Annotated in this window: 11 protein-coding genes; 3 read left to right on the top strand and 8 right to left on the bottom strand. The window is 43.7% G+C overall.

All coding sequences use genetic code 11. From position 1 onward, the window contains the following. Positions 1-58 precede the first annotated feature (58 nt). Both P2W82_RS20510 and P2W82_RS20505 read right to left on the bottom strand, forming a co-directional pair. Positions 59-472 (bottom strand): DUF3830 family protein, encoded by a 414-nt coding sequence (locus tag P2W82_RS20510; RefSeq protein WP_336517810.1) that lies wholly within the window; start codon positions 470-472, stop codon positions 59-61. A 101-nt stretch (positions 473-573) separates the two neighbouring features. Beyond that, positions 574-1482, bottom strand: coding sequence for an arginase family protein (locus P2W82_RS20505; RefSeq protein WP_336517809.1), 909 nt, complete (start codon positions 1480-1482; stop codon positions 574-576). A 272-nt stretch (positions 1483-1754) separates the two neighbouring features. On the opposite strand from P2W82_RS20505, the gene P2W82_RS20500 reads away from it, so the two are divergent. After that, positions 1755-2381: a CGNR zinc finger domain-containing protein gene (locus tag P2W82_RS20500; protein WP_336517808.1), complete on the top strand. Its 627-nt coding sequence runs from the start codon at positions 1755-1757 to the stop codon at positions 2379-2381. A 689-nt stretch (positions 2382-3070) separates the two neighbouring features. Continuing rightward, positions 3071-4651 (top strand): Na+/H+ antiporter, encoded by a 1581-nt coding sequence (locus tag P2W82_RS20495; protein WP_336517807.1) that lies wholly within the window; start codon positions 3071-3073, stop codon positions 4649-4651. A gap of 32 nt (positions 4652-4683) precedes the next feature. Here the strand turns inward: P2W82_RS20495 and P2W82_RS20490 are convergent, their stop codons facing one another. Beyond that, a complete protein-coding gene (locus P2W82_RS20490) occupies positions 4684-5844 on the bottom strand; it encodes a DmpA family aminopeptidase (protein ID WP_336517806.1) in 1161 nt (386 codons plus the stop codon). A gap of 118 nt (positions 5845-5962) precedes the next feature. Here P2W82_RS20490 and P2W82_RS20485 point away from each other — a divergent pair, with 118 nt between their 5' ends. Beyond that, on the top strand, positions 5963-8473 hold the full coding sequence (locus tag P2W82_RS20485) for a heavy metal translocating P-type ATPase (RefSeq protein WP_336517805.1): 2511 nt from the start codon (positions 5963-5965) through the stop codon (positions 8471-8473). A 453-nt stretch (positions 8474-8926) separates the two neighbouring features. Here the strand turns inward: P2W82_RS20485 and P2W82_RS20480 are convergent, their stop codons facing one another. The 5 genes from P2W82_RS20480 to P2W82_RS20460 all read right to left on the bottom strand — a co-directional run bounded on the left by P2W82_RS20480 (position 8927) and on the right by P2W82_RS20460 (position 13058). Beyond that, positions 8927-10105: a DUF3570 domain-containing protein gene (locus P2W82_RS20480; RefSeq protein ID WP_336517804.1), complete on the bottom strand. Its 1179-nt coding sequence runs from the start codon at positions 10103-10105 to the stop codon at positions 8927-8929. A gap of 15 nt (positions 10106-10120) precedes the next feature. Next, positions 10121-10360: a DUF4266 domain-containing protein gene (locus tag P2W82_RS20475; protein ID WP_336517803.1), complete on the bottom strand. Its 240-nt coding sequence runs from the start codon at positions 10358-10360 to the stop codon at positions 10121-10123. After that, a complete protein-coding gene (locus tag P2W82_RS20470; RefSeq protein WP_336517802.1) occupies positions 10357-11313 on the bottom strand; it encodes an FAD:protein FMN transferase in 957 nt (318 codons plus the stop codon). Before P2W82_RS20470 ends, P2W82_RS20475 begins: the two co-directional genes overlap by 4 nt. After that, entirely contained in the window at positions 11297-11740 is a 444-nt protein-coding gene (locus tag P2W82_RS20465) for a thioredoxin family protein (RefSeq protein WP_336517801.1), read from the bottom strand. The genes P2W82_RS20470 and P2W82_RS20465 overlap by 17 nt, the downstream gene beginning before the upstream one ends. A 334-nt stretch (positions 11741-12074) precedes the next feature. Then, the gene (locus tag P2W82_RS20460) at positions 12075-13058 is read right to left on the bottom strand and encodes an ankyrin repeat domain-containing protein (RefSeq protein ID WP_336517800.1); all 984 of its coding nucleotides are present in this window, start codon (positions 13056-13058) and stop codon (positions 12075-12077) included. Positions 13059-13134: the final 76 nt, after the last annotated feature.

Genomic DNA, 13134 nt, shown 5'->3' with positions numbered 1-13134 from the left:
TCTGTTTCTCATAACCGTATCAATTTAGTCATTGGGATGACGGATATCCAGGTACGGTTTAAAGAACTTTCATAGTGATTTCCATCGCGCCGTGGCGCCAGATCTGGTTGCCCAGCTTTTGCAACAATCGCAGATCTTCCGGATATACATGGGCGAAAATATTTGCAGCATCCAGCCCCCTGCCCTCTCCATAATAGATGCCCAGGCAGTTCGCAGTTTTTACCCGTTCAGGTTTTGAAGGACCCAACACTACTTCTCCCGGCTTTGTAAATACCGATGCGTTTTCCTGGATAATATCCAGCGGTGGAAGATCATCAAACCATATCTCCTGGCCGGAGACACGCGCATGATAAAAAACTCTTGTGAACGGCAGAAGCGCGAGAAAAGCTGCTGAAGTAACCGGTGCCTCCTCTTCATAACATGCGAACCGGATCGTCATGTCTTTACCCAGACTGATAGTGAAGGAGGCCATCCTTTGTATGTTTGACACAAAATTATGCAGTTAATTTCAAAAGACGCATTCACATTCCTAAATCTGTTTATCCTGTGTTTTCCGATCGCGATTATGAAAGATCAGAATTTCACGCCGGCAGCTTTGTTCATGATTGCACTGAGCTCATCAACAAAAGGCCTTGTGTAAGTTCCTTCCGGATCCAACTCAGGATCGAGAATGGTGATCTCGATTCCGGTAGCGCGCGGATGCCTCAGTAAAGGCAAAAGAAGGCGGGCGAGTTCTTTATATTCAAGTCCATCATCCGCCGGACTATCAACTGCAGGCATGATACGATTATTGAGAACATCAACATCGAAATGGATCCAGAAACCATCGAGGTTCTCTTCTTCAATCATTCTGAAGAAATGTTCTGTACATCTTTCCATACCTGCTTTTCTAAGCCGCATCAGATCGTAATACTGAATTCTGGATTGAAGCAGTGGCCTCAGGTATGCAGTATCGTATTCACGGTTGCCGACACACCAGATATGATGTTCCTCTACATATGGTTTACGGTTATGCAGGTCAGTGAGCATATCGTGGCCTAATCCTGCAATTAAGGCCAGGTCCATTCCGGCAACTCCTGCGGTGGTGGATTGTGCCGGCAGTACATAATCTGTATGCCCATCGAGATAAAATACACCGTACCGCCCACGTTTCTTCAGTGTATACATATTTCCGATCAGGATGCTGCAATCGCCACCAACCACGACCGGGAAAAATCCGGCATCGAGGTGTTCATTCAACACAACTTCCTGTGTAAGCATGTAACGCATGATTTCATCACGGTTCCGGACACCGGTTATTTTGTCTACAGTTCCATCATAATCAGGTACAGATGTCGGGGAAATTTTAGTTGTGTTGATCTTATCGTAAAAACCAAATGACTTCAAAAAAGCCGGAAGCTTTTTTACTCCGGGTTCATGACCAGGTTCTGGCATAACAAGTCCCAGGTTGGACGGCGATTCGATGATGGAAACAGGCTTCATATAAATGAGTTAAGTGCATACAGGATACAGGAAGAAACAGAAAACAGGGAACAGAAAAAGAAATACAGAATCGGAAAACGGGAGAAATAATTTCGCACATACACAGGACGGCTGTTCCTGCTGCTCTTTTACTACTGCCTGGCTGTTCCTCCTTACTTCTCTTCCGGCAGGCAGGCTACTTACTACTTACCAACTTCACCTTTCTCCCTATCTTTACCATCAAAACACAGTTTAAAGGTAAAATATAATTTTTACTATCAAAATTAATTTTAATGGTAAAGTCGGAAATCATTGATAAAATTGAATTGGATGGAGGGCGGCTTTGTCTTGACTTTGTGAACACTGTTGCTAACCGGGTGGAAGACCCGCCGCCGGATTATTTGCAGCGTATGAATGATTTTATCGCCTGGGGTCTTCGGCTGGGTATAATAAGTCATTCAATAGCAAGACACCTTGCAAAACGTTCCGAAGCAAGTCCAAAAGAAGCCGCCGATTTTTTGAAAGAAACGATTGCTTTCAGAGAGATTCTTTACACGATTTTCTCAAAACACATGCGATTGGAAAAAATCCCGGCAGCGATTTTTGAAAAATACAATGCAGTAGTTCGGCAAACTTTCGCTCATATAGAAATCAAAAATTCCGGTTCCGGGTTTATTGAATATTTCAATCTTGCTGACAATGACTACAATCAGATATTGTCATCAGTAGTGAATGATAGTTATGAATTCCTGCTTAGCAAACCTGCCGAAAGACTGAAGTCCTGCCCCTCCTGTGGCTGGCTTTTTTACGACAGCACGAAAAACGGCAGACGGCGTTGGTGCAGCATGAAGAGTTGTGGGAGTAATGCGAAAGCGTTGGAATGGTATAGGAGAACGAAGGCCGAAGGTCGATCTGCGTAGGCGAAGTAACGTGAGGAGGAAGGAGTAAGCAGGCAGGAGATTGAATGCCTGGAATATAGCGATAAGCATTCGGCTTAGCCTTGTTCTTTGTTGTATACTTTCCAGTGATTGAGTATTTCCCGGACTTAAGTTTGAAGCCAGATAAGTAGTAAGTAGTAAATAGTCAGCGGTTGAGTATAATGACCTCATTTTTGAAAGGTACCAGGCAGGGCTTTGTTTTTATTGTCCTTTTCATTTTATCGACAGCATAAGCCCTGACAGGTTTTTTGAAATCTGCCAGATCTGGATCCAACGGAGTATAACGACCTCAATCTTGAATGGTACCAGGCAGGGCTTTGTTTTTATTGTCATTTTCATTTTATCGACAGCGTAAGACCTGACAGGTTTTTTTGAAATCTGTCAGGTCTGGATCCAACTGCCGTTTTTAAAAATGCGTGTTTTGACAGATTTGTTACCTATTTGCATTTTGTTCAAACAATTGCCAAAACTTAACTAACACTAAGATTACCCGCTACCGGATAAGCCGGTTGTTCCTGTTGCCCGCGGCCTTCTTACTATTGCCATATACCCGGTTGTTCCCTATTGCCTGCTTACTATTGCCTGCTGCCTGGCTGTTCCCTCCTGCCTGCTTATTCATGCCTCCCAACTCCTACTCACTTCTTACTAATTACTACTAACTATCTTTACCTATGCTCCACCATTTTCCAATTTTCCTGGCATTGCTGTTCGTGATCCTTTTATTAGTGATGATCGCACGTAAGCTAAATATCGCCTACCCGATACTGTTAGTCACAGGCGGACTCATCATCGGATTTATTCCGGGGATGCCAACGGTGAATATCCCACCTGAACTTATATTTACGATATTTCTCCCGCCGCTGTTATACGATGCTGCATGGCATACTTCCTGGAAAGAATTCTGGCGTTGGCGAAGAGTTATCACCAGCTTTGCTTTCCTGATGGTATTCTTCACTGCAATCGTTGTTGCCCTGGTATCGGTAGCGTTTATTCCCGGTTTTACACTCGCACTCGGCTTTCTTTTAGGGGGTATAGTATCACCTCCGGATGCAGTGAGCGCCACTGCAATTCTCAAACAGGTAAATATTCCGAAACGATTTATATCGATACTTGAAGGAGAAAGTCTCGTGAACGACGCTTCGGGCCTGATCATTTTCAGGTTTGCTCTAATTGCTGTCAGCACAGGAACATTTGTATTTTCCCAGGCAGCGACAAATTTTTTCCTGGTCATCGCTGGTGGTATTTTGATCGGACTCGCGATTGCAGTTATCTTTTTCTGGCTGCATAAGGTTCTGCCGACAGATGCCAATACCGATATCATTTTTACATTGATCACTCCCTATGTGATGTACCTGGTTGCAGAACAATTGCATGTTTCTGGTGTATTATCTGTTGTATCCGGCGGACTCTTTCTGTCTGTCAGAAGTCATTTGTTTTTAAGTCAGCACAGCAGGCTTAGCGGTACTACGGTCTGGTCGGCATTGGGTTTTGTTTTAAACGGACTTGTATTTATGCTGATTGGTCTTGAGTTACCCGTAATTGTAAATGACCTGGGGAATGCAAGTATAACACAGGCCATAGGTTACGGGGTGCTAATCACAGTGGCAGTGACTATCGTACGAATACTTTGCTCACTCGGCGCTTCCTATTTTACTGTATTCATCAGCCGGTATATCACGGTCGCGGACAACCGGCCGGGCTGGCGCGGTCCAATCATAGCCGGATGGGCAGGTATGCGTGGCGTGGTTTCACTCGCGGCCGCGTTGTCTGTTCCGGTGTATGCGAGCGACGGAGTTCTTTTTCCGCAACGCAGCCTGATCCTGTTCATTACTTTCATAGTTATACTACTGACGCTGCTGGTGCAGGGACTAACGCTTCCCTGGCTGATCCGTATTATTAAAGTCGACGACCGGGATCATTTTCTTCCCGTTGAAGAACAGGATCGGAAGATCAGGAAAAATATCGCCCGTGAAAGCCTGGAATACCTGCATGTTCATCATGCGCATGCAATTGAAAACAATGCTCCGCTGAAAACACTCGGCGCAAGATGGCAGTATGAATATTCCATGCCCGACAATACCGAGGAACAGATGGATTATAAAAAAATCTACATCAATCTCATAGAAAAACAACGCAACTGGTTGCGGGAAATGAACAGGGATATCAGTCTTGATGAAGATGTTATCCGCGAACATTTAATGATGCTGGATATTGAGGAGGAGAAGCTGAGGCTGAGGTATCCGGAACGTTGAACGTATAACGTTGAACGTTAAATGTAGAACGTTTAAGGTATCCGATTATATTGCTTTAAAATCGCCACCACAGCCGCATGCGGTAAAGCTTTAACGGTGTTACCATTTATTCCACTCATTGTTTCGGCGGCGACCATGGCATTGATGATGGATTCTTCCACGGCCTGCGCAGTCGCTTCGAAAAGAGGATTGATGCGGTCATTGGAAAGGCTGACAACATTTGCATTTTTCGAACGCTGAAATGCATCCGGATTTGCTGTGGAGAATGCAATAAAAATATCACCGGAACCATTTCCTCCCCTGCCACCAACCGAACCTATACCTAAAGGAACGCGCTGTGCAATTCTTTTCAACTGGTGAGGAAGCAAAGGTGCATCCGTAGCTACTACAACAATAATCGAACCCTGGTCTTCGGGTTTTACATAAGCTGGCGGCGCTTTGAAATCAATACTGATCGTATCCTTCAGTTCGCGACCTACAGGCACCCCGGCTATAGTAAGTTGTCTTTTCTCTCCGAAATTGCTTTGTACAAACACGCCGACAGTATATGATGAATCTCCAATTTTTACTACGCGTGAGGAAGTTCCGCTACCTCCTTTAAAACCTAAACAAACCATACCGGTACCACCGCCGATATTACCTTCTGCTACTGCACCTGGCTTAGCAGAATTCAACGCTTCGTAGGCATTGGACTCTTTCACATGAAATCCATAAATATCATTCAGAAAACCATCATAGGTTTCAGCCACTACCGGGTAGGTATACCAGAAATCTTCTTTGTACCACCTGGTATCAACAAACCATTTCAGTACTGCATCGCGTACAACACCAACGCTGTTCGTATTTGTAATCATAATCGGTGATTCCAGAAAACCCGATTCTGTGATCCAGGTGGTACCTGTCATCTCACCATTTCCATTTAATGAATACCAATTGGCATACACCGGATTGTTATTTCTCCCTCGCGGCAGGATGGCTGTAACACCCGTCCGCACCGGTCCTTTGCCGAGGATGTTTTTCCCGCTTCCTGAAATAATGGTACTGTACCCGACTTCAACACCGGCCACATCTGTAATAGCATTGAATTTTCCGGGATTTCCATCAAAGGGAATTCCGAGATCGCGGGCACGGGGTTTTTGTGCGAAAACATTTGTAAAGCAAAGAATCAGAATGAAAACAGATAATATCCTCATAAACAAGCGGGGATTTGACAATGATTTTAAAAGTACTCTTTTCATTCTGGAAACTTGCATCAACAGTTCAAAACTTCAGTTGGCAGAGGATCAGGGAGTTTTTACTTTTAACAACGAAATGGAAAAAGTTAAGATCAATCTCGATGTATTATTACCAGATGTGCCCGATGAAAAGGATGCCTGTGTGAAACGCATAATTGATGAACTCGAGGGAAGACAGGGCATCGACCGTGTACATATTGTGCCGGCAAGCGATAGCAATAAAGCACAACTCTGCCTGCATTTCCGTCCGGATATTATTTCACTTGACCGCGTCAAAAAACTTGCAGAACAGGAAGGCGTAAAGATCACCAGCAGGTATCATCATATTCTTGCTGAAGTTGATGGTATACGTCATCAACGTCAGACCAGAGCGGTCGAAACTATTCTTCAACAAAAAAAAGGCATTCAGTCTGCTTCGGTTTCAGGTAGCGGATTTGTTTCCATTGAATACGATACCGAACTCATTACAGAACCCGAATTATACAAACTGCTTTCCGATGAGGACCTGGCAGTAAAAAATAAACCGGCATTTCAGAAACAAAAACATGATCACTCAAAGGTGCTCAAACACGAACACGACCATGATCATGATCATGATCACTCACATGCTCACGGAAAGAACGGGCATGATCATGCAAAGGACCATGACGGAATATTCGGTAAAAAAACAGAACTGATTTTAAGCATTATCTGCGGTGCAGCATTAGCGATTGGCTTTGGTTTATCGTTTGTTGATGGTATTTCCCAATGGGTACCGCTGGGTTTTTACATAGTATCTTATTTTTTCGGAGGATTTTATACAGCAAAAGAAGCTGTTGTAACCATTTCGCGTGGTGGATTTGAAATCGATTTTCTGATGCTTGTAGCTGCTATCGGGGCTGCAATACTAGGTAACTGGGCCGAAGGCGCGTTACTGCTTTTCCTGTTCAGCCTGAGTCATGCACTCGAACATTTTGCCATGGAGAAAGCGAGAAAATCCATTGCTGCACTTACCGAACTTGCACCAAGAACAGCTTTACTGAAACAAAACGGCGAAATAAAAGAAATAAGCATCAGCGAGCTCAGGATTAATGACGTCATCGTAGTAAAGCCGAATACCAAAGTTGCAGCCGATGGTATTGTGATCGACGGTGCGAGTTCAGTCAACCAGGCGCCGATCACGGGAGAAAGTATACCGGTAGATAAAATTGCCGTAAGTGATGCGATAATGAATATATCTGCAGAAAAACTCGATGAACAATACCGCGTTTTTTCAGGGACGATCAATGGAAATGGATCCCTGGATATAAAAGTGACGAGAGAAGCAAGTGATTCTACATTAGCAAGACTGATCAAACTCGTGAATGAAGCGCAGACACAGAAATCCCCGACACAACAATTTACTGATAAATTCGAAAAATATTTCGTGCCTGTTGTACTCATACTGGTATGCTTGTTATGCCTTGCTTTTCTTGTAATCGATGAACCATTTGGCAGCAGTTTTTACAGAGCGATGTCGGTGCTCGTTGCGGCATCTCCCTGCGCATTGGCCATTTCCACACCGAGTGCGGTACTGAGCGGTGTTGCGCGCGCAGCAAGGGCTGGTGTTTTGGTAAAAGGAGGTAAGCCATTGGAAGACCTGGGATCGATCAGTACGCTCGCATTTGATAAAACAGGTACACTCACAGAAGGCAAACCTAAGCTCACGGGCATTGTATCACTGGATGGGATACCCGAAAATGAGATTCTGAAAACGATTGTTGCCGTTGAAGCGTTAAGTGATCACCCGATTGCAAAAGCGATTGTCAGGGATGGAAAAGTGAAACTTGGTAATGAAGAAATTCCAGTTGCTGAGGATATGGAAGCTGTGCTGGGTAAAGGTTTGAAAGCCAGACTCGGTAGTGACCAGATTTATGTGGGTAATCTCCGTTTGTTTGAAACGCTGGATGATTCAAGACCGACAGATATGGTAAAAACAGAAGTGGCCAAACTGGAAGAAGCCGGAAATACAACGATGGTGATCCGGAGGAATTCCTCTTACGTCGGAATAATTGCGGTGATGGACACACCCAGACCTGAAGCCAAAAAAGTGCTGGAAGAACTGAAGGAGATCGGTATAAAGAAGATGGTAATGCTTACGGGCGACAATCAGAAAGTGGCAGATGCTGTTGCAAAGCAAACCGGCATTACTAAAGCCATCGGAAGTTTGTTGCCGGAACAAAAGCTTGAAGCAATAAAAAAACTTACGCAGCAGGATAACAAAGTAGCAATGGTAGGTGACGGTGTCAACGATGCACCTGCAATGGCAAAAAGCACGGTGGGCATTGCGATGGGCGCAGCAGGTTCTGATGTTGCTTTAGAAACGGCGGATATTGCATTGATGGGTGATAAACTTTCATTGCTCCCTTTCGCCATCGGACTGAGCAGAAAAGCGAAGCGTATCATTAAGCAGAATGTCTTTATCAGTTTGGGTATGGTAACGGTACTTGTGCCGCTGACAATCTCCGGAATCGCCTCCATAGGTCCTGCCGTATTGGCCCACGAAGGTTCAACACTGGTGGTAGTGTTTAATGCATTGAGGTTGCTGGGGTATAAGAAGAGTTCATAGTTCATAGTTCATAGTTCATGGTTCATGGTTCATAGTTTAGAACAGTACGAAAGTTAATCGTTGTTCGTTGTTCGTTGTTCGTTGTTCGAGGTTCGTTGTTCGAGGTTCGAGGTTCGTTGTTCGTTGTTTCACCGGTGCAAATAGAGCCAGCTGTTTGTTGTGCTAATCCTGGTGGATATTGAATTATAAAAGAATTTTGATTCCAGTGTGTGCATGGATGGAAATGTCAAAACGTGAAAACCTTTGCATTTAGTTGGCTTCACATCAGATCTGTACTTCGAATTCTTTATTCTACATTTCTGCAAATCACACCTCCTCAACGAAAAACTATCAAGGAAAAATGAAAGACACCGCCTGCACTTACCTGATCAGCAAGCGACAAACAGGAATTGAAATGCAGGAATTTCTTCGCTGAAACCAGCCTCGGGTGCAGGTGCATTTCGACTGCTAACCTCACCTGAATTTGAGATTCAGTGTTAGTATATCAGCATTCATATCAATATTTTTCGCGTAATGTCCATAGCGAATTTCAATCGCGCTCAGATGATAATTGATGATTCCCCCAGGTGGAGCTACTCTTAATCCAGCTCCGAAAAATTGGCTATTGAATGCGGAAAGATCATAATTGCTGGTATAAAACTTATCGGCCGAAGTATGCGCTTTGTAGGGCGCGAACGCATCCGCCGCAGTCTGCTGATAAAAACGATAAAATGGTGTAATAGATAAGAACGGGGTGATTTTGACAGAAGTTTCTATCTGAAACGTGTTGGATGATATGTTCCAGCTGTCTTTATAAAAACGATACCATGCACGAAGGATTAACCTGTCACCTAGAAAATAATTTGCACGTAAACCCACTGGAATTTTCCATCGGGAGTCTGGAAGATTTTCTACATGGACGGAATTGTCGTCAAAGTATACCCGATTGAATGGCAGGCCAAGGTAACCACTCTGATAAACAAATTCACCTTCGGCAAGCACCTGAAAGTTTCGGTTGATGATCTGGGACCAGGAAACTGTTCCACTGAAAGTGTTCCTGCCAGCTGAACCTTCATCACCCTGCTTTCTCAGCTCAATTGGATATATCAACCTCAGCTGATCAATAAATGCCTGCAATTTTGCAGAAAACTCTCCGCTCCTGTCAGCGGATTTACGGGTATAATTGATATTTCCACCAAAAGACTGGTAATCAAATTCAGTTGAAAAATAAATTCCTGCACCTACAGAAGAGCCCTTCTTTTCATTCTCCATACGCCATCCCAGGGAGGGATAAAACCGGGTATCGCTATAAGATGCAGAGCTAATGGTTGATGGATCTATTTTATCTGAAGAAGCTGAAGTATAATGGTCAATGCCCGTTTCAAAAGAAAAGTTATGCTTACGGTTTCTCCTGTCATATTTTGACAATTTCAGGTCAATTGAATTCGAAAAATCGGTAAGTGCCTGGGAACCGATGCCACCTGTGACTGCCGCATTATTACCATCCTGTGTATAATAACTCGATACAATGTTCGCCTCTTCAAACTTCAGCTTTCTTTTTTTAAATACCGTATCTGCTGGTGTTTTCTGTTGGGAAAATGATGACAGCACCACCAGGTAGAGACCGATTACAGAAAGAAATATTTTTTTCATCAGGGAAGAATGGATTTAGTTACAGCCACAACCGCCGCCGGTTTTTCCGCCATTAGCACCGGATGCTCCTTCACGATAGGATTGAAAGTTCAATTCGGTTTTTTCAATCTTTCGCGACGACAAATTCATTTCTGCATCATTGAGTTTTGTTTTCTGATATTCTTTAACAGTTTTACAGGAAATAAATCCCAATATGATCATGGCAAATACCAGACAGTAAAGGGTGTTCACCGTACGCAAATTGAAATACTTCATTTTAGGTGGATATTATTTGATGTGTGCAGACGATTTTTATCATCGATGATAATGCATTCCATTCCTTTAATCTGATTCACCATATCAACTCCGGCATTTATGCCCATAATAGTAACCGGAGTTGCCATGGCATCTGCGAGCTCTGCATTCGCGCAAATGATGGTAACACTTTTTATACCGGTAACAGGCAGTCCTGTTTTCGGGTTGATGGTGTGGGAGTACTTTTTCCCTCTGATGATAGCAAATTTTTCATAGTTACCTGATGTGGCCACTGCTCCATCAGTCAACTGGAACCGCGAAAATATCGCACCGGCATGATCCGGGTCAGCCACTCCAATTGTCCAGGGTTTTCCATCCTGATCGTTACCCCATACTGCAACATCTCCTGACGCGTTGACGACCCCGCTTTCAATTCCATGCGAACGCATAACCGCTTTCGCTCTTTCGGCGGCATAACCTTTACCAATTCCTCCGAAGCCAATCCGCATACCGGGTAATTTCAGGAAAACAGTATGTTCATGTTCATCTAATATGATATTTCTGTAGTTGATCAGTCTTACCATTCTCTTCGCCGTTTCTTTATCGGGAAGCTGTGTCATTCTGGTATCGAAATTCCACAGCTTTCGATCCACGGATCCATAGGTGATATCAAATGCACCCTGGGTAAGATCAGATATTCTTTTGGAGCGGGCAATCAACTCAAAAATTTCGTTGTCCACCTTAACCGGCCGGATACCTGCATTTTTATTGATCATTGCAGTCTGACTCTCCTCATTGAACGTTGTCAGCAGGCGCTCTATCCGTGCTATTTCAGCAATTGCAGCATCGATGGCTGCGTCGCTTCGTTTTTTATCCTGTGATATTGCCGTAAAGGCAAAAATATTACCCATGAGCTTTGCCGTCCGGCAAACCATCGGCGATTTTGCACAGTTATATTTATCCGCGACTACCATTAACGAACGATTCGATCTGTTGTACAAAGATTTCCGGCTTCAGCCCTGGATTTCCTTCCCATCGTTGCACAACTTTTCCGTTTGCATCCAGCAAGACCGTGAGCGGGAATGTGCCCTCGCGATTTAACTGATCTGCAAGCGCCTCATTTTTTTTGATCTGATCACCACTCAAAGCGTTCTTTTTCAACCTTGGAAAATCGGCCTGAACAAGTACCAGTTTTTGCCTGGCATAATCAAGAAAAACATCCGATTCAAACAGGTCTTTATGCATTTTTATGCATGGGCCACACCAGTCAGATCCGGAAAAATTTACTAATATAAACTTATGTTGTTCCCTGGCTGACGAGCTGGCTTTCTGGAAATCCAGTTGCCAGATTTCCTGGTGAAACCAGGCCACATAGGGAAGTAATAATTTTAATAAAATCATCTCTTTCTAATCAATTTTTAATACAAAGATTGGGGTTTATGCTGATTCGAATAACCATATTAACGCAATATTAAAACGGGGCTATGATGCTGAACATGATGCCTATTACCCTGGCAGCTGACAAAAATCATCATACGCCGTAACGGCAGGGAGAATGAAGGGTAGTTGTTCGTTGTTCGTTGTTCGTTTTTCGTTGTTCGTTTTTCGTTTTTCGTGGTTCGTTGTTTGTTGTGCGTTCAACCGCCAGCCTGCTCTGCCTACCGGACAGGCAGGCGCTAGCAGGTTTTTCAGTTTTCGCCTGTATTCTGTATCCTGTTATTCTGTATTCTTTATTCTAGATTCTTCCACCTGCATCGAAAAGCGATCTTTCAATCGCAGGATAGTTTTTTGCTGAAGCCCATCTCAATGGTGACGCCCATGCTGCTCCCCCAAGATTGGGATCAGCACCATTTTTAAGTAAAAACAACACCATCTCTTCCCTACCCCATCTTGCGGCCATGCCTAAAGGTGTGGAAGAATATTCATCATCAATCGCATTGATATCTGCGCCGTGTTTAATTAACAACTCCGCGCGATCAATAAACCCTTTCTGGGCCATATCGTGAAGTATCGATACATTCTGCCAGCTGCCGGTATTGGGATTCATTCCACGTTCGAGCAAATATTTCGCGCTATCGGTCCTTTCGAAATAATAAAACTGCGTCCACTTTAACAATGAAGGTACTGTTGCTCCATAGCTCATCAGCAATTCCATCATCGGGACATTGTATTCTTTTGCAGCAAAAAGCAATACCCCTTCACTCCAGAAATACGTAGGATCGAGTGCAAACTCAGGATGCTCTTTTAAAATGGCTGAAACCCTTCCCATATTTTCTTTGTCGACCTGTTGTTCAAATTCTTTCTGCAATTCCGTCCGACCATAATCGATCTCACCATTGTCTCCATGATATTTCGGGATTGATCTGCCTGCAGCATACTCGTCGAGCATTAAGGCAATATCATCAAAACCACGATCCCGCGCGATTACCTGCAATGACTCCTGGAAGGGATAAAAGTTATAAGCAGGATTATGTGCGCCATTTTTTAAAAGATACACCACAAGTTCTTTGTGGCCTTCCCTTACAGCTAAATGAATCGGAGGCATATAGTTATATTGGGCGTAGATCAATTCGGCACAGGAAGAAACCAGTTTTTTAACAGCCTCCAGATCTCCGACAAAACTTGCATACAGTATGTCCCAGACTTTTCCGGTTGTAGAGAAAACGTTATTGGAAAGTTTGATCGGAAAGTCACGCTCGCATTCGATTGGTTTCCTCATAACCGTTCCATTTTTCCCCAAAAAAAATTCTTTTAAATGAAATACAGCTAAAATATGACAGAATGCAGGTATGGTG

It is taken from the genome of Pollutibacter soli, from assembly GCA_029269725.1.
GTDB lineage: Bacteria > Bacteroidota > Bacteroidia > Chitinophagales > Chitinophagaceae > Pollutibacter > Pollutibacter soli.
The sequence above is the reverse complement of the archived record's forward strand: the minus strand, read 5'-3'. Positions and strand labels throughout refer to the sequence as shown.